Below are 17,428 nucleotides of genomic sequence, written 5' to 3'. Positions count from 1 at the left end.
TGCCGCAGGACATTTACCCAGCGGCATATTACCAGACGGCGCCAGATCGTAACGGCGGAATATGGCGGGAAAAGTCATGCTGGCTGCCTGAAGCGCCATCCCGCTGCTGCCGCGGGACGCTTCGGCGCTAGGGGGCGTCGGGGTTGGCGCGCGGCGCCGTCAAGGGTTCGCGCAGCCGGGCGAAGTCGCGCGGGGCCACGTACTGCAGCACTTCCTTGCCCTTGCGATCCAGGATCACGTCGAGACCCTTGGCCGGGTAGAGAAAATGCTCCACGTGCTCGCCGTCGCGCAGGCGCTCGGCCGGCTGGCCGAAGCGCTCGAGGATGGTCGCCTCCTCGAGGTGGGCCGAGGGAACGAAGGCGATCGCCCGGATCGGCGCACGGTCGGCGAACTCGCGATCCGCGGCGGCCAGCGTCGCCTTGCGCGTGATGCTTTCCATGTGCTCGGTCTTGGCGGCGCGGGTGCGCATGCGTTCGACGGCGTCCTGCGCCACCTCCAGCGTCACGACCATCTTGCCGGTGAAAAAGCCGAGCGAAACCGTTTCGAAATAGGCCTCGAGCGAGCCGGCCTCGCCCGGCGCCGTGACGATTGCGACCTGCGGCTCCGGGCCGAAGCGGGCGCGGGCGTCGGCGAGGGTGCCGCGCCCCAGCGTCAGTCCGAACACCCGGGAGGTACCGTCGGGCTGGACCTCGATCTGCCAGGGCAGATCTGCGGCGGCGGGCGCAGGTCGGTCCGGCGCGGCCAGAATCAGCAACAACACCAGGACGGTGGTGGCGGCGAGGATGGCGAGCGCGGTCTTCACGGGATGGGCTGCGGGCCTAGAGTTGCGATTCGATCGGCAACAGGCCGAGGAACCACAAGGAAAACCGGCGCCATTCGCTCACCCCGGGTTCTTCGGCATGGCGCCGCTCGCCTTCGGCGGTCTTCTCGACCCAGACGATGCGGGCGTCGCCGGAAGCCTCGACGCTGCGTTCGAGCCGCCAGGCGATGCTGTCCAGGTTCCGTTCCAGGGTGCCGCCGAGTTCCTCGGCAAGTGGCGCGCTTTCGCAGACCACGCCGATCTCCGTGTTGAGTTCGATGGAACGCGGGTCCAGATTCAGCGAGCCGATGAATACGGATTTACGGTCGAAGACGAAGGTCTTGGCGTGCAGGGAGGCGCGCGAGCCGCTCAGGCTGCCCTTCCGTTCCGTCGCCCGCCCGTGTTCGATCGCTTCGGGCTTGAGCTCGTACAGCCGGATGCCGCCTTCGAGCAACGCGTCGCGGTAGCGCTGGTAGCCGGCGTGCACGATGCCGACGTCGGTCGCGGCAAGTGAGTTGGTTAGGACGGTCACGCGCACGCCGCGGGCCACCAGTGCGCGCAACCAGGTCACGCCGGCCTCGCCGGGGACGAAGTAGGGCGAGACGATCAGCAGCGACTCGCGTATCGACGAGCGGAAACGGCCGAGTTGCGGCAGCAGTCGCCCCTCGGTCGCCGCGGGCGGCCGGGCGATCTTGTCCGGATCATCGAACAGCACATGGGCCTTGCCCCAGAACATGCCTTCGCTGCCTGCCGCGAGCCTGACGGCCAGATCGGCCTTGGCCGCGGTCACGTAGCGACTGTCGCGCTGTTCCTCGACGAAGACCTTCAATTTCGCGCGCAGTGCGACGAGGCCGGCGCTGTCCGCCTCGTTTCCCGTCAATGCGGCGACCGGGAACACGACCTGGGAATTCCAGAAGCGATCGAATGCCGCCGAAACGTCCTTGACCCCGGCACCGATGGTCAGCACGTCGAGATCGCCGAAGGCGACTTCGCCGTGGGCGCCAAAGTATTCGTCACCGATGTTGCGCCCGCCGAGGATCGCCACCTGGTTGTCGGCGATGACGGCCTTGTTGTGCATGCGCCGGTTCACCCGCGGCAAGTCGCCGATCGCACTCAGGCTGCGGAAACTGCGCGAGGCGACCGGATTGAACAGGCGGATCTCGATGTTGGGATGGGCCGTCAGGCTCAGCAGCACCTCGTCCTTCGGCTTCACGCCGACGTCGTCGAGGAGGACGCGCACCCGCACGCCGCGATCCGCCGCGCGCAGCAGGGCGTTGGCGAAGTGGCGGCCGGTCAGGTCGTCGTGCCAGATGTAGTACTGAACGTCGAGCGAGCGCTGTGCCGCCTCGGCCAGCACGAGGCGTGCGAGCAGGGCGTCGACGCCGCTGCGCAGCAGGCGGAAGCCGCTTTCGTCCGGGTGTGCCTGCCGCAAGGAAACGCTGGCCTGGCCGAGGCGCGTGGTCTCGGTATCGGTCAGCGCGCGGGATTCCTTGCGCTCGATGTCGGTGGGGAGGCCGGCGCAGCCGCTGACGAGCAGCAGCACCGTGCCGACGGCGACGCACTGCCCGAGCAGGCGCCGGAAGCATTCGGGTAATGGCATGCCCGCAGGCCGTGTCTGTGGCGGAGAGGGAGGGATTCGAACCCTCGTTAGGTTATTCACCTAAACACGCTTTCCAGGCGTGCGACTTAAACCGCTCATCCACCTCTCCGCGGTGGTCTCGCCCCAGGGGCGAGAGAGGCGCGGATTCTAGCAAAGAATGCGTTGTTACTGCTCGACATGACGCAGCGACAGATCGATGGCGCGGACGTCCTTGGTCAGGGCACCGATCGAAATACGATCGACGCCGGTTTCGGCGATCGCCCGCACCGTCTCGAGGTTGACGCCGCCCGAAGCCTCGAGCTGGGCACGTCCGGCGGTGAGTCCGACGGCCTGGCGCATCTGCGCCAGGTTCATGTTGTCGAGCAGGATCAGGGCGGCGCCGGCGTCGAGCGCTTCGGCCAGCTGCTCCAGCGTCTCCACCTCGACCTGGATGAAGACGCCATCGCACGCCAGGGTTCGCGCCCGGGTGAACGCCGCCGTGATGCCGCCGGCGGCCATGATGTGGTTCTCCTTGATCAGGATGCCGTCGTAGAGACCGAGGCGGTGGTTGGTGCCGCCGCCGCAACGCACCGCGTACTTCTGCGCGATGCGCAGGCCCGGCAGGGTCTTGCGGGTATCGACGATGCGGGCGCCGGTGCCGGCGACGGCATCGACATAGCGGCGGGTGATCGTCGCGGTGCCGGAGAGCAGCTGCAGGAAGTTGAGCGCCGTGCGCTCGGCGGTGAGCAGGGCGCGGGTGTCGGCGTCGATTTCGCACAGCACCTGGCCGGCGGCGATGCGCTCGCCGTCGTCGGCGGACCAGGAGATGCGCACGTCGGGGTCGAGGTGGCGGAAGCTCGACTCGAACCAGTCGCAGCCCGCGAGCACCGCATCCTCGCGGCTCACCACGGTGCCGGCGGCGCGGCGGCCGACGGTAGCGAGCAGCGCCGTGAGGTCGCCGCCGCCGATGTCCTCGGCCAGCGCCGCGAGCACGTTGCGTTCGATCTCGGCGGCGATTTGCAGCGGGAAATCCACTATGCCTCCGCCGGGCCGCCCCATGGGGGCATGCGCCCCCCCGTGGGGGACAACGAACGAAGGCGGGGCCCTCGCCGTGTTGGAAGGTGAGCGTGGGGGGGCATTGCTGTCAGCCGTCGGTGTTGATTCTCGCGATGATCTCGGCGAGTCTGGCCGCCGCCTCGTCGTTGCCGACCTGGCAGGTGCCGGCGTTCTCGTGGCCGCCGCCGCCGTACTCGAGCATGAGTTCGCCGATGTTGGTCATCGACGTGCGGTTGAGGATGGACTTGCCCGTGGCGAAGACGGTGTTCTGCTTCTGCAGGCCCCACATGACGTGGATGGAGATGTTGGCCTCGGGGAAGAGGGCGTAGATCACGAAGCGGTTGGTGGCGTAGATGGTCTCCTCGTTGCGCAGGTCGAGCACGACGAGGTTCTTGTGCACCGTGGCGCAGCGCCTGATCTGGTCCCTGGCCCTGGCGTCGTGCTCGAAATAGAGGTCTACGCGCTCCTTGACGTCGGGCAGGGCGAGAATGTCGGCGATGCCGTGGTCGCGGCAGTACTTGATCAGATCCATCATCAGCTGGTAGTTGCTGATGCGGAAGTCGCGGAAGCGGCCGAGGCCGGTGCGCGCGTCCATCAGGAAGTTGAGCAGCACCCAGCCCTTCGGGTTGAGCACGTCCTCGCGCGTGAATTGCGCCGAGTCGCCCTTGTCGACGGCGAGCATCATTTCGGTGAACGCGGCGGGGAAGCGGTTCATGGCGCCGTAGTGCTCATACACCACGCGTGCCGCGGAGGGCGCGTCGGGATAGATGATGTGCTCGGGACGCTCGCCGGGGTTGCGGATGGTCTCGGAGGAATGGTGATCGAAGGCGAGGTGCACGCCCGGCACGTAGGGCAGGTTGGTGGTGATGTCGCGACTGCTGATCTCGACCTTGCCGTCCTGCATGTCCTTGGGATGGACGAACTTGATGTCGTCGATCAGGTCGAGCTGGTTGAGCAGCACGGCGCAGACGAGGCCGTCGAAGTCGCTGCGGGTGACCAGACGGTATTTTTTCCCCTCGTTCATCTTTCCCTCCGGGCGAACCGATGGCTCATATCCTACCGTGTTCCGGGGCGCGCGTGCCAGGCGAGCAGAATGCCCGAGCCGGCGATGACGGCCATGCCGGCGAAGCTGAGGGCATCGGGCAGGGCGTCGTAGACGAGCCAGCCAAGCAGCGTCGCCCAGATCAGTTGCACATAGCCGAGCGGCGCCAGCGTCGAGGCCGTGGCATGGCGGTAGGCGGCGATCAGCAGGAAATGGCCGGTGCCGCCGAAGATGCCGAGCGAGGCGATCATCAGCGCCTCGAGCCAAGTGGGGGTCGGTCCGCCCCAGATCCAGGGCAGGGCCAGGCTCATGGCGACGGTGCCGACCAGCGCCGTGTAGAAGAGCATGGTCACGGTGTCTTCGGTCGGCGAGAGCTGGCGCGTCTGGATCTGGTAGAGCGCGTAACAGGCGGCCCCCGTCAGGCAAAGTGCGATGCCCTGGCCGACCAGCGCGCCGCCGGGGCGGGCGATCAGCAGCATGCCGGCGAAGCCCGCGGCCACTGCACTCCAGCGCACTGCGCCGACCTTCTCGCCGAGCATCGGCCCGGCCAGCAGTGCGACGAACAGCGGGGTGATGAACAGCAGGGCGGTGGTCTCGGCCAGCGGCATGATGCGGAAGGCCGCCATGGCGAAGCCGGTGACGCCTACCAGCAGCAGGGCGCGCACCACTTGCAGCGCGGGGCGCGTGGTGGCCAGAAGTCGGCTGCGGCGGGACGGCGCGAGGAAGACCACCATCAGCAGGAAATGGAAGGTGTAGCGCGCCCACACCAGAAGCGGCACCGAGAAGGTCTGCGACAGGTGTTTGCTGGTGGCGTCGAGCAGGGCGAAGCAGAGCAGTGCCGCCAGCATCAGGGCGATGCCGCGGACGGGCGCGCTATCGGTCATCGGCGGGACATCAATGCGTGGCGGCGATCCAGCGGTTGAAAATGTCACGGGCCGCGTCGATCAGGTCGCCGGCGACGATGCCGATGTTGCCGCCAAGCCGTTCGGCCAGTTCGTCGGCGGCTGCGCCGTGCAGATGCACGGCTGCGAGCAGTGCCGAATCGGCTGGCCAACCCTGCGCAAGCAGTGCGACGGCGATACCCGTGAGGACGTCGCCGCTGCCGGCCGTGGCGAGCCCGGCGTTGCCTGTGGTATTGATCCACCAGCGTCCCGAGTCTTGGTCGGGTGGCGCCGCGATCACGCTGCCGCAGCCCTTGAGCACGACATGCGCGCGCGTGAGCCGGGCCAGATCGAGTGCGTGGCCGAGGCGGTCGGCCTGCACCGCGTCGGTGGTCGTCGCGAGCAGGCGTGCCGCTTCGGCCGGATGGGGCGTCAGCAGCGTCGGCGCGCGGCGGCGGGCGAGTTGCTTGAACAGCACCGGATGGGCGGCAAGCAGATTCAATGCGTCGGCGTCGAAAACCACCGGCAGATCCGTGGCGAGCGCTTGGCGCAGCAACGCGAGCGCCGCATCGGACTGGCCGAGGCCGGGGCCGACGGCGAGCGCCGTCGCGAGCCGCAGTGCGTCGTCCGGCGTGCGCAGCATCAGTTCGGGCTGCGCCGGATCGACGGCGAGGCGTTCGATCATGCCCACATAGACACGACCGCTTCCGAGCTTGAGCGCGGCATGGCCGGCCAGCAACGCGGCACCGGCCATGCCGGGGGCGCCGCCGAGGATGGCGGCGGAGCCGTAGCTGCCCTTGTGGCTGTCATGGCGGCGCGGTCGCAGCCGGGAGGCGAAGAGTTCGGGCGCCACGGTCGCCCCGCTCGCCGCAATCTGCAGTTCGAGTTCGTGCACGCTGATTTCGCCGCAGTGGTCGGGACCCGCGCCGGTGAGCAGGCCGGGCTTCAGCCCGATGAAGCTGGCGGTATGGTCGGCATGCACCGCGCAGCCGAGGATGCGGCCGGTCTCCGAATCGAGGCCGCTGGGAATGTCGAGCGCCAGCACCGGGCAGGCGAGGGCGTTGAGACGGGCGACGAGATCGGCGTGGCGGCCCTCGAGCGGGCGGGTGAGTCCGATGCCGAACAGCGCGTCGATGGCCAGGCCGAAGGCCCGGTCGGGGATGCCGTCTAGGCAACGACCGCCGGCAGCGAGCCAGGTGGCATGGGCGGCAGCCGCGTCGGTCGGCAGCCGCGCGGCGTCCCCCGCGAAAACCACGACCGGCGCGAAGCTGCGCGCCTGCAGCAGGCGTGCGACGACGAAGCCGTCGCCGCCGTTGTTGCCGGGGCCGCAGACGATCAGGGGCGGTGACGTCGCACCGGCCAGCAGCGCGGCCGCGACCTCGGCGGCGGCCGCACCGGCACGTTCCATCAGCGTATCGCCGGCGTGGCGGCGCTCCATCTCGCGCAACTCGTTCAGGCGCAGGATCGCCTGGGTGGCCGGGGTCTTCATGGCGCGGTCTCGCTTTCGGTAGTGCCGCGCTGCAGGCGCTGGAGCGTGGTGACGAGTCGGGCGCTGAGCTCGCGCAGCGCCGGTACGTGGCTGCGGGCCGCGATGCCGTTGCCGAGGTCGCCATGGATGCGGCAACCCAATTCATGTACCTCGCGATGGAGCGCGTCGACCTCGGCGAAGAGCGGCGAGCGGCCATAGCGTTTGCGGCCGCGCTGCTCCAGCCAGTGGCCGAACTCGCAGCGGGTCGGGTCGTGGATTTCCTTGACCGGCGTTTGCAGCCGGCGGCCCTCGGTGGCGCCGATCAGGTCATTGATCCAGCAGCGGTGCTCGAACTCGGCCAGCACCAGCGGAAAATCCAGGTTGCCGACGCCGCGTTCGCCCCAGGACATCCAGCTCTCCGGGTGGCGGTAGCCGGCGATCCATGGCAGTACGTCGCCGGCGAGCAGGGGACGGGAGACGACATAGCCCTGGCCGCTGTCGCAGCCCATGCGCGCCAGCAGCTCGCCCTGCTCGACGGTCTCGATGCCCTCGGCCACCAGTTCGCACTGGAAGGCGTTGGCCAAACCGACGATGGCATCGACGATGGCGAGGCCGGCGCGCGAACCGAGCATGCCATTGACGAAGCTGCGGTCGATCTTGAGGATGTCGGCCGGCAGGCGCTGCAGGTAGGCGAGGGAGGAATAGCCGGTGCCGAAATCGTCGAGGGCGAAGCGCACGTCGAGCTTGTGGCACTGCTTGATCAGCGTCGTCATGCGGTCGATGTCGTCGATCGCGGCGGTTTCCAGTATCTCGAGTGCGAGGCTGCCGGCCGGTCGGTCGGGGAACTCGGCGAGCAGCGCCTCCAATTTCGGCATGAAGCGCGGGTCGAGGAACTGGCGCGCGGCGACATTGACGCTGATCGCCAGCGGCACCCCCTCTTCCCTCCAGCGCCGCTGCTGGGCCAGCGCTTCGCGCAGCGCCCAGGTGCCGATCGAGCAGATGAGGTCGTCGTGCTCGATGTCGGCCAGGAAACTGGCGGGCGCCAGCAGGCCCTTCTCCGGGTGCCGCCAGCGCAGCAGCGCCTCGACGCCCTCGACGTGCTGCTCGCGCAGGTTGACGCGAGGCTGGTAGTGCAGTTCCAGCTCCCGCTGCTCTATGGCGAGCCGCAGGCGGTCGCGTTGCAGCACGCGCTCGTGATGGACGGTGGCGAAATCGGCGTCGAACAGGTGATAGCGGTTGCGGCCGTCCTGCTTGGCGCGGTACATGGCCTGGTCGGCGTGGCGCAACAGAGTATCGGCGTCGCCGTCGTCGAGCGGAAACAGCGTGACACCGATGCTGGTCGAGATGTGCGCGGCGTGGCCCGAGAGGTCGTAGGGCGTCGCCACCGTGCGCAGCACGCGCTGCACGGCGACCTCGAGCTCGTCGACATCCTTGATGTCGGCGAGCAGCAGCACGAACTCGTCGCCGCCGAGGCGGGCCACGGTGTCGCCCGAGCGTACGGTGGCGCACAGCCGGCGGGCGACTTCGCGCAGCAGCGCGTCGCCGGAGGAGTGGCCGAGCGTGTCGTTGACGACCTTGAAGCCGTCCAGGTCGAGGAAGCAGATGCCCAGCAGGCGGTCGCGCCGCTGCGTCTGCGATAGCGCCTGGGTGAGACGGTCGGCGAGGAGGCCGCGGTTGGGCAGGCCGGTCAGGCTGTCGAAGCTGGCGAGCTTCTCGAGGTGGGCCTGGGCGTCCTTGAGCGAGGTGATGTCGCTGAAGGTCCCGCAGAAATTGATGATCTGCCCGTGCCGGTCCTTGACGCTGGAAATCTGCAGCATCTCGGCGATGATGCGGCCGTCGCGGGTGCGGTTCCAGATTTCGCCGCTCCAGATGCCATGCTCGAGCAGGTGCGCCCACATCTCGCGATAGAACTGGGCGTCGTGCCGGCCCGATTTCAGCAGGGACATGCTTTGCCCGATGGCCTCGTCGCGCGAATAGCCGGTGAGGCGGGTGAAGCTGGGACTGATGTCGACGATGTGGCCGAACGTGTCGGTGACGACGATGCCTTCGAGCGCGTTCTGGAAGACGCTCGAGGCCAGGCGTATGCGCTCGCCGATGGCCGAACGGTGGATGGCCATTCCGGCCAGCGCGGCGTAGGTGTGCAGCAGCGGCCGCAGTGCGGTCGGCGCGCGCGGCGGCGACGACACCAGCGCCACCAGCTGGCCGAGGATCGCGTCGTCGCTGCCGCGTATCGTTTCGATCAGGGTGGTGCGATCGATCACCCCCAGTGCGTCGGCAAAGGCCGCGGTATCGCCGACCAGCGATGCCGCGATCGGGACGTCGCCCCAGTGGCGCTGGAGCGCGGCATCGACCTGATCCGCCGCCGCGAGGACGTAGGTGGCGTCCTGCCGCAAGAAGATCGCGACCCCGGCATCGCTGGCGATCTCCTGCTGGCACATCTGCGCCACGATGCGCAGGATCTGCGGCAAGGGGACCTCTTCGGCCAGCAGGTCGAGTACCCGGTTTTCGTTGGCGAGCTGGCGTTCGGCGTAATGACGGTTCGCGACTTCGGCGGTCAGGGCATCGCCGCGCTCGGCGACGAGTGCCATCTGATGGCCGAGACTGCGATTGAGGCGGGCGAAGCGATGCGTGAAGTAGCCGGCCAGGGCGATGATCGCCAGCAGTACCAGGAATATCTGGCGGTCGTACTTGCGGGCGATGTCGCCGAGGCTGAAGCTCTCGGGCGTGTTGTAGGGCTCCGCGCGCAGCGCCTTCATCATGTCGTGCACGGCGTTGTAGGACAGCGGCACCGCCCAGCCGTGGTAGCCGCCGGCTCTGGCGACGTCGCTGCCGAAGGGCAGGCTGAGCAGGGCGACGGTGACACGGTTGGCGAGCTGCTCGTCGACATGCGGCATGGTGGCGAAGGCCCACTCCGGATAGAGCGCGGTGGACAGCCAGAACGGGAAGCGCGGGTTGTGCTTGAGGCCTATGCCGCGGAAGTCCTCGAGGCGGATCTTGCCGGCGGCGGCGAGCGATTCGAGCACCCCGGCGCGGACGAAGCCGGCATCGGCGATGCCCTGCGCCACGGCCTCGACCACCTTGTCCTGCGGCAGGCCGACGAAGACCGGGGTGAATTCGTCGGGCGTGATCCCGGCCTGTATCAGTTCGTAAGCCTGCATCTGGTAGGCCCCGAAACCGTTGCGGGCGGTACCGGCGATGCGCCGGCCCTTGAGATCGGCCGGGGTCTTGATGTCCGTGCGGCTGCTGCGGGTAAATATCAGGCCGCCGAACTCCTTCAGCGGCTGGTCCTTGTAGCTCAGCAGCAGCGTGGCGTTGCGGGCGACCTGATAGCGCGCCTCGAGGACGATGTAGTTCTCGGGGTTGGTCAGGATGAAATCGACGCGGCGCTGGGCCACTGCGTTCTCGGTTTCGTCCAGCAACAAGGGCAGCAGGCGGAACTGGTGTCCCGGCAGCGAGCGCGTCAGATAATCGACGGTCGGCTGCCATTCCTGTTGTGCGCGGTCCTTGCCGCGGTGGGCAAGGACGCCAAGGGTGAATTGGGGAAGGGACTCGGCCGTCGCGGCGGCGGCCGCGGACGTCGGCGCGTGCAGGGGGGCAAGCAGGGCCAGCAGCGCAGCCAGCATCAGGGAACGCCAGCGTCGCAAGCGTTCCCATGGTCCGCGGCGCGGCCCGCCTTGTTCTGGGTGCTGCACGGCGCCCCCTTTGTCCTTGTTTTCGGTCGATTCTAGCGGAAATCGGGCAGCGCCCCGGTGCGCGGGGAGCCTGCCGGCGCTAAGATTATGCGCTCAACGGAGATCCCCATGACCATCGATTCCCTGTTGCCGGAACTGGCCGCGCGCATCGCGACGATACGCCGCGACATCCACGCCCACCCCGAACTGGCCTTCCACGAGAAGCGCACCGCCGATGTCGTCGCCGCCTACCTCGAGGCCGCCGGCATCGAGGTGCATCGCGGCCTCGCGCGCACCGGCGTGGTCGCCAGGCTGTCCTGCGGCAGCGGCAGCCGCGCCATCGGCCTGCGCGCCGACATGGACGCGCTGCCGCTGGCCGAGCTCAACGGCTTCCCGCACCGCTCGAAGCACGAGGGGAAGATGCACGCCTGCGGCCACGACGGCCACACGGCGATGTTGCTCGGCGCGGCCGAGGCGCTGGTCGCGCTGCGCGATGCCGGCGGTTTCGACGGCACCGTCTACCTGATCTTCCAGCCGGCCGAAGAGCACGAGGGCGGCGGCAAGCACATGGTGGAGGAGGGACTGTTCGAACGCTTCCCGATGGAAATGGTCTTCGGCCTGCACAACTGGCCCGGACTGGCGGCGGGCAGCTTCGCCGTGATGGAAGGCCCGGTGATGGCCGGCGCCGACCGCTTCGAGATCACCGTCAGCGGCCGCGGCGCCCACGCCGCGATGCCGCACCAGGGCACCGACACGGTCCTGGCCGGGGCGGCACTGGTGCAGGCGCTGCAGGCCCTGGTCAGCCGCAGCGTCGATCCGCTGGAGCCGGCGGTGGTCAGCGTGACGCGCTTCCATGCCGGCCACGCCGACAACGTGCTGCCGGAACAGGCGGTGCTCGGCGGTACCGTGCGGACCTTCCGCCCCGAACTGCAGGATGCGCTCGAGGAGGGCATGCGCCGCATCTGCACCGGCATCGAGACGACCCACCGCGTGCAGGCGAGCCTCAAGTACGAGCGCGGCTACCCGCCGACCATCAACGCGCACGATCCGACCTTAATCTGCCGCGAGGTCGCGCGGCAGGTCGCTGGCGCAGATGGATTGCACGAGCACCTCAAGCCGAGCATGGGTGCGGAGGACTTCGCCTACCTGTCGCAGGTGGTGCCCGGCTGCTATGTCTGGCTCGGCAACGGCCCGGGCGAGGGCGGCTGCATGTTGCACAGCCCGCATTACGACTTCAACGACGAGATCATCGGCACCGGCATTCGCTACTGGCTGCGTCTCGTCGAAACGGTGTTGCCTCCGGTTAAAGGCTGAGGATTCCGCCAGGGCAGGATTTCGAGCGGGCGAGCCTTGTTACCGTCGGCAGCAGGTTGAGGCCGGTCTCGCGCTTGAGGGCCAGCGCGTTTTCCTTGAGTTCCTCGAGCGGCAGGGAGAGCGGTTCGCCGCTGGCGGCGCAGGCTACGGCGTTGCCGCTGTCGCACGACGGGAAAGCCAGCGCACGGTCGTCGAAGGCCTGGCGCAGGCGCGCCACCGAGTCGCGGAAATCCTTGCGCTTCGACAGCAGGTTGGTCACCAGCAGGCCATCGTCGGACAGCCGGGCGCGGGCGGCGGCATAGAAAGGCAAGGTGTCGAGCATGCCGGTGCGGGCGTCCTCGTCGTAGCCGTCGACGAGGATCAGGTCGTAGCGCTTCTTCGCCTTCGCCACGAACTCGGCGCCCTCGGCGATCACGATATTGAAGCGCGCATCCTCCTCCGGCAGCCTGAAATACTGTCGCGCCGCGGCGACCACCGCCGGCTCGATCTCCACGACCGTGATGCGCGCGGCGGGACGGTGGCGGTGCAGGAATTTGGTCAGCGAGCCGGCGCCGAGGCCGATCAGCAGCGCGCTGCGCGGCCAGTCGGCATCGGGGTGCAGCAGCAGGCAGGCCATCATCTCCCGCGTGTAGTCGAGCTCGAGCGCCCACGGCCGTGCGACGCGCATCGCGCCCTGCACCCAGTCCGAGCTGAAGTGCAGGTAGCGGACGCCCGCTTCCTCGCTGATGTGGATATCGACGCTCAATGCAGTGTGTGCGGCGCGGCGGGCGGTTCGTCGAACAGGTGTTCGAGCACTTCGCGGCCGAAGCGGTATTCGTGGTTGCAGATGTCGTCGTGGATGGAGATGGCGCCGGTGTCGGCGAGCGCCGCCTCGACCTCGTCGCGGCCCAGCGCGCGCAGCATGTCGATCACCTTCTCTTCGTCGCGCGGGCAGTGGTAGCTCACTGGCTGGGCATCGAACAGGCGCAGCGTCTCCTCGGGAAAGACGCGCGTCAGCAGCGTCTCCGGCGGCAGCGCCAGATCAACGGGCTTGAGGGTGGCGGCGAGATGCTGGACGCGGTTCCAGCCGTCGGGGTCGCGCTTGTCGGCATTGGGCAGCTTCTGCAGGAATAGCGCGCAGGCGTGGTGTTCGTCTGCCGCCAGCCAAAGCCGTGCCGGCGCCTGCTCCGACTGCGCGAGGTAGTGCTCGAAGATCGCGGCGAGGTTGTCGCCTTCGAGCGGCACGTAGCTTTGGTAAGGGTGCTCGGCGGCGGCGTTGGTTTGCAAGGTAAGTACCAGTTGGCCCGTGCCGAGCAAGTCCCTGTCGGAAAAGGTCGGCTCCAGCGGTACGGCGTCCGCGATCTTGGCCAGGCCGCGCAGCCGCAGTTGCTCGTCGCATTCCATCACCAGGAGCCGCACTGCCCCCTCGCCGCGCAGGTGGAAACTCAGCCGCCCCGGCTGCTTGAGGTTACAGCCGATGATGGTGGTGACGGCGGCGAGCTCGCCGAGGAGCCGCCGTACCGGCGCCTCGTAGTCGCGCACCGCCTGCAGCTGGTGCCAGGCCGGGCCGAGCTGCACCAGCGCGCCGCGGATGTCGAGGTCCTCGAAGAGGAAGCGGTGTACGGTATCCACTATTTCCGTGAAACAACGGAACTTGGCGCTGGGTCAGACATCGAGCGCAGCGAGCGAGTCAGTCGCCTCCCCCGCGAGGGGGAGGGTGGGAGGGGGCGCGCCTTCTTGCAGATTTTCGCGAGTTTCATCATCGGTGCGTGGCGTTCCAGATCATGAGCGCTTGACGAAGCTGCCGAAGGTGACCGGGTCGAAGCCGACCAGCAACTGGCCGCTGTCGGTCTCGACCACGGGGCGCTTGATCAGGCTGGGAAACTCGACCATCAGCGCGACGGCCTTGCTCTGCGTCTGGATGTCCTGCTGCTCGGGCGTGAGCTTGCGCCAAGTGGTGCCCTTGTTGTTGACCAGCGTCTTCCAGCCGATCGCGCGGCACCACAGCACGAGCCGGTCGCGCGGCACGCCGGTCTTCTTGTAGTCGTGGAATTCGTAGGCGACACCATGCTCCTCGCACCAGGCGAAGGCCTTCTTCATGCTGTCGCAGTTCTTGATGCCGTAGATGCTGACCATGGCCATGCTCCGCAAAGGGGGCGAATCATACCGCGCCGCCGCGCCGGCGCCAGCGCATGGCCCAGACGAGTCCTCCCGTTCCCAGGGTACCGAAGGCGAGGAGCCAGGCCAGCCGGCTCGTATTGCCGCCGGCCAGATCGAGCGTGGCACCGAACACCAGCGGCGCGACGAAGCCGGCGCCGAAGCCGAGCATGGAATACAGCGCCATCGCCGCGCCGCGTTGCGATGGCGGCGTCGCCGCCACCAGTCCGGCGGTGAGGGCGGCCGAATCGGCCATGACGGCGACGAAATGCAGCGACAGGGCGGCCAGCATCAGGCCCCAGGGCAGGGCGGCCGAGGCCCCGGCGAGCCAGCAGAGTGCGCCCGAGGCGGCCATGACGCCGCCGATCCAGCGCAGGCGGCCGGCCTTTCCGGCCATCTCGTTGCCGAGGATGCTCGCCGGCAGGCCGAGCAGGTTGATCAGCGCCGCCGCTTCGGTGGGCGAGAGCCAGGGCTGTGCCTGCGATGCCGCATAGGCGAAGGCGATGAAGGCGACCATCCAGGAGCGCAAGCCGAAGAGTTCCCAGCAGTGCACCGCATAGCCGACGATGTAGCCGCGGATCTCGCGCAGAGCCAGCACGGGGCCGAAACGCGGCCACCACGGGGCGTGGCGGGCGCCCTCGCGACGGTGGGGTGCGAGGCCGAGGAAGGCGATCAGTGCGGCCAGCGTCGGGCCGGCAGCGAGCAGGGAGATCGCTACCTGCCACGGCAGCCGCTGGCCGAGCGTGCCGGCCGCCAGCAGCGAGAGCGTGGTGCCGATGCCGAAGGTGGCGGTGTAAAAGGCGATGTAGCGCGACTGGCGTGGCCCTTCGACGCGATCGGTGAGGGCCTTGAGGCCCGGCATGTAGGTGCCTGCCAGCCCCGCGCCGGCCAGCGCCTGCAGCAGCGCACCGGTCGCCGCGCCATGGGCGGCCAGGCCGAAGGCGGCGGTGCCGAGCGCGGCGAGCAGGCAGGAGAAGATGAAGACGACGCGGGCATCGATGCGGTCGGTGATGCCCGAGAGCAGCGGCACGGCCAGCATGTAGCCAAAGAAGAAGGCACCGCCGACGGCGCCGGCCGCCGCCTCGCTCATCTGCCATTCGCCGCGCAGGGTCGGCAGGAAGGCGGGATAGGCGGCGAAGCCGGCCATGCTCAGCGCCTCGGCGAGGCAGAGAAGAAAGACGATGCGGCCGGTGCGGCGGGGTTCTGCTGTCATGGTGTGCGGCGAATTGTCAGCCTTCGCCGCGCTGGCGGCGGAAGGTCGAGGGGGCGACGCCCGTGCGCTTCTTGAAGAAGCGGCAGAAATAGGCCGGGTCGGCGAAGCCCAGCTCGTAGGCGAGCTGCGATACCGGCGCGGCGATGTAGTAGAGCTTGCGTCGTGCCTCCAGCAGCAGCCGGTCCTGCACCACGTCGAAGGCCGATTTCCCGGCCAGCGCGTGGCAGAGACGGTTGAGCCGGCTCTCGGTGACGTTGAGGACGGCGGCATAGCGCGGCACCGGCCAGTGCTCGGCGAAGTGCGCTTCCACCAGGCCGCGGAAGCGGGCGAACAGGTCGGCGCGGCCGGGCGTGCTGCCGGAGAGCGGCGCCGCCGACAGCTGGCGCGCGACCAGCAGCAGCACGGCGCGTACCAGCCAGTCGAACATCTGGTCGCGGCCACCGCGCGGAAAGCGGAACTCGTCGAATATCTGTTCGAGCAGCGCCGCGACGCGCTGCGCCACACCATCCTTGCGGCCGAGGTCCACCAGGTGCGGCCCCGACATCAGCGGCTCGAACAGCGCACGCTGGGGAGCGTCGGCGCCGCTCAGCAGTGCGTCTGCGAGGGTCAGCACGCAGCCCTGCGTTCCCGGCAGGAACCGGAAGGCATGGACGACGGTGGGCGGAATCACGAGCGCGGCCGGGGGGCGCATGTCGAAGGTGGCATCGTCGAGGTGCACCGTGGCGCCGCCGCCGAACAGGCACAGCATCTGGAACAGGCCGCGATGGGCGTGGGAATCTATCTCCCAGCCGTAGCGCTGGCTGCGTGCGGCGATTTCCTCGATATGCACGAACTCGAGGTCGCTGATCGCGCCCTGCTCGCCGTAGAGCGTGAAGATCGGGACCTCGGGGGGCCGCGGGCGCTGGGGGCGGGTCATTGGAATTGTGCAGTGCGATTGCAGTGATTGGCCTATCAGAGCGGCTTCGGTGCAGGAAAAGTACAAGCTTTTCGCATCATTGTCCATCGCCGATCGTTGAGGTGTCGACTAATCTTGGATCGTGCCGGCGGCTGTGCCGACCGACCCCCCCCCAACGGAGGCGACCATGTTCAGCTTCGATCCCTATTCCCCCGCCGTCGACGCGGACCCGTTTCCCTTCTACAAGGCCCTGCGCGACGAACACCCGTGCTTCTGGAGCAAGGAAGCCAATATGTGGGTGCTGTCGCGCTACGCCGACCTCGTCACGGCGCTCAACGACTGGCAGACCTTCTCCTCGGCCAAGGGCAACCTGATGACCGAGCTGCCCAATCGGGCCGGGGCGACGCTGGGCACCACCGATCCCCCGCGCCACGATCGCCTGCGCGGCCTGATCCAGCATGCCTTCATGAAGCGCAACCTGGAGAGCCTGGCCGAGCCGGTCCGCGCCGCTGCCGCCGAGGTCGCCGCGCCGCTCGCCGGAGAAAAGCAGTTCGACTTCATCGAGGACTTCTCGGCCAAGTTCACGGTGAAGGTACTGTTCGCCGTACTCGGCCTGCCGCTCGGCGACGAAGCGCAGGTGCGCGAGAAGGCCGTGATGATGGTGCAGTCCGATCCCAGGACCCGCGCCAAGGGTCCCGAGCACATCGCCGCCTACAACTGGATGCAGGAATACGCCGCCGGCGTCATCGCCGAGCGCCGCAGGAACCCGCAGAACGACCTGATCTCGCATTTCTCCATGGCCGAGATCGACGGCGACCGCCTCGACGAGCGCGAGGTGCTGCTGACCACGACCACGCTGATCATGGCCGGCGTCGAATCGCTCGGCGGCTTCCTCGGCATGTTCGCGCTCAACATGGCCGACCATGCCGATGCGCGCCGCCAGATCGTCGCCAACCCGGCGCTGCTGCCCGACGCCGTCGAGGAGTCGCTGCGTTTCAACACCTCGGCCCAGCGCTTCCGCCGCTGCCTGACCAGGGACCATGCGCTGCACGGCCAGACCATGAAGCAGGGCGACTTCGTCTGCCTTGCCTACGGTTCCGGCAATCGCGACGAGCGCCAGTTCCCCGACCCCGACCGCTACGACATCGCGCGCAAGCCCAAGGGCCACCTCGGCTTCGGCGGCAGTGTGCATGCCTGCCTCGGCACCGCGATCGCGCGCATGTCGGTCAAGGTCGCCTTCGAGGAATTCCACAAGGTCGTGCCCGACTACCGCCGCGTGCAGGAGCAGCTGCCGTGGATGCCGTCGTCCACCTTCCGCAGCCCGCTGCGTCTCGAGCTGGCCCGGGTCTAGAATATTCGGACAGATCGTTTCCC

Annotated in this window: 14 protein-coding genes and 1 tRNA gene; 2 read left to right on the top strand and 13 right to left on the bottom strand. The window is 68.5% G+C overall.

All coding sequences use genetic code 11. The annotated features are described in order from the left end of the window. Window positions 1-127 precede the first annotated feature (127 nt). From EJE94_RS12500 to EJE94_RS14985, 8 genes are all read right to left on the bottom strand, one after another. Complete coding sequence (locus tag EJE94_RS12500) at window positions 128-802, bottom strand: hypothetical protein (protein WP_121241979.1); 675 nt, start codon at window positions 800-802, stop codon at window positions 128-130. Window positions 803-818: 16 nt separating this feature from the next. Further along, entirely contained in the window at window positions 819-2,399 is a 1,581-nt protein-coding gene (locus EJE94_RS12495) for a phospholipase D family protein (protein WP_121241977.1), read from the bottom strand. Between the two features lie 18 nt (window positions 2,400-2,417). Continuing rightward, a tRNA-Ser gene (locus EJE94_RS12490) sits at window positions 2,418-2,508 on the bottom strand. Window positions 2,509-2,564: 56 nt separating this feature from the next. Then, window positions 2,565-3,413, bottom strand: coding sequence for a carboxylating nicotinate-nucleotide diphosphorylase (nadC, locus tag EJE94_RS12485; RefSeq protein WP_243642609.1), 849 nt, complete (start codon window positions 3,411-3,413; stop codon window positions 2,565-2,567). 109 nt (window positions 3,414-3,522) lie between these two features. Continuing rightward, window positions 3,523-4,458: an exopolyphosphatase gene (locus EJE94_RS12480; protein WP_121241973.1), complete on the bottom strand. Its 936-nt coding sequence runs from the start codon at window positions 4,456-4,458 to the stop codon at window positions 3,523-3,525. A gap of 32 nt (window positions 4,459-4,490) precedes the next feature. Next, window positions 4,491-5,360, bottom strand: a complete 870-nt coding sequence (locus EJE94_RS12475; RefSeq protein WP_121241971.1) for a DMT family transporter — start codon at window positions 5,358-5,360, stop codon at window positions 4,491-4,493. 10 nt (window positions 5,361-5,370) lie between these two features. Next, entirely contained in the window at window positions 5,371-6,846 is a 1,476-nt protein-coding gene (locus tag EJE94_RS12470) for an NAD(P)H-hydrate dehydratase (RefSeq protein WP_121241969.1), read from the bottom strand. Beyond that, complete coding sequence (locus EJE94_RS14985; RefSeq protein WP_121241967.1) at window positions 6,843-10,448, bottom strand: EAL domain-containing protein; 3,606 nt, start codon at window positions 10,446-10,448, stop codon at window positions 6,843-6,845. The genes EJE94_RS12470 and EJE94_RS14985 overlap by 4 nt, the downstream gene beginning before the upstream one ends. Before the next feature lie 177 nt (window positions 10,449-10,625). Here EJE94_RS14985 and EJE94_RS12460 point away from each other — a divergent pair, with 177 nt between their 5' ends. Beyond that, window positions 10,626-11,810 carry a M20 aminoacylase family protein gene (locus tag EJE94_RS12460; RefSeq protein ID WP_121241965.1) on the top strand — a complete coding sequence of 395 codons (1,185 nt, stop codon included), beginning with the start codon at window positions 10,626-10,628 and terminating at the stop codon, window positions 11,808-11,810. Here the strand turns inward: EJE94_RS12460 and EJE94_RS12455 are convergent. The 5 genes from EJE94_RS12455 to EJE94_RS12435 form a co-directional block, all read right to left on the bottom strand. Next, the gene (locus tag EJE94_RS12455) at window positions 11,800-12,555 is read right to left on the bottom strand and encodes a fused MFS/spermidine synthase (RefSeq protein WP_121241963.1); all 756 of its coding nucleotides are present in this window, start codon (window positions 12,553-12,555) and stop codon (window positions 11,800-11,802) included. The two genes, EJE94_RS12460 and EJE94_RS12455, sit on opposite strands and share 11 nt — an antisense overlap. After that, a complete protein-coding gene (gene hslO / locus EJE94_RS12450; RefSeq protein ID WP_306307958.1) occupies window positions 12,552-13,421 on the bottom strand; it encodes an Hsp33 family molecular chaperone HslO in 870 nt (289 codons plus the stop codon). The genes EJE94_RS12455 and hslO overlap by 4 nt, the downstream gene beginning before the upstream one ends. A gap of 150 nt (window positions 13,422-13,571) precedes the next feature. After that, a complete protein-coding gene (locus tag EJE94_RS12445; RefSeq protein WP_207855962.1) occupies window positions 13,572-13,925 on the bottom strand; it encodes an ArsC family reductase in 354 nt (117 codons plus the stop codon). A gap of 25 nt (window positions 13,926-13,950) precedes the next feature. Beyond that, window positions 13,951-15,159, bottom strand: coding sequence for an MFS transporter (locus EJE94_RS12440; RefSeq protein WP_121241957.1), 1,209 nt, complete (start codon window positions 15,157-15,159; stop codon window positions 13,951-13,953). Between the two features lie 16 nt (window positions 15,160-15,175). Beyond that, window positions 15,176-16,075, bottom strand: a complete 900-nt coding sequence (locus tag EJE94_RS12435; RefSeq protein ID WP_121241955.1) for a helix-turn-helix domain-containing protein — start codon at window positions 16,073-16,075, stop codon at window positions 15,176-15,178. Between the two features lie 166 nt (window positions 16,076-16,241). Here EJE94_RS12435 and EJE94_RS12430 point away from each other — a divergent pair, with 166 nt between their 5' ends. After that, window positions 16,242-17,405, top strand: a complete 1,164-nt coding sequence (locus tag EJE94_RS12430; protein ID WP_121241953.1) for a cytochrome P450 — start codon at window positions 16,242-16,244, stop codon at window positions 17,403-17,405. Window positions 17,406-17,428 lie beyond the last annotated feature (23 nt).

It is taken from the genome of Sulfurisoma sediminicola (assembly GCF_003865015.1).
Taxonomy (GTDB): domain Bacteria; phylum Pseudomonadota; class Gammaproteobacteria; order Burkholderiales; family Rhodocyclaceae; genus Sulfurisoma; species Sulfurisoma sediminicola.
The sequence above is the reverse complement of the archived record's forward strand: the minus strand, read 5'-3'. Positions and strand labels throughout refer to the sequence as shown.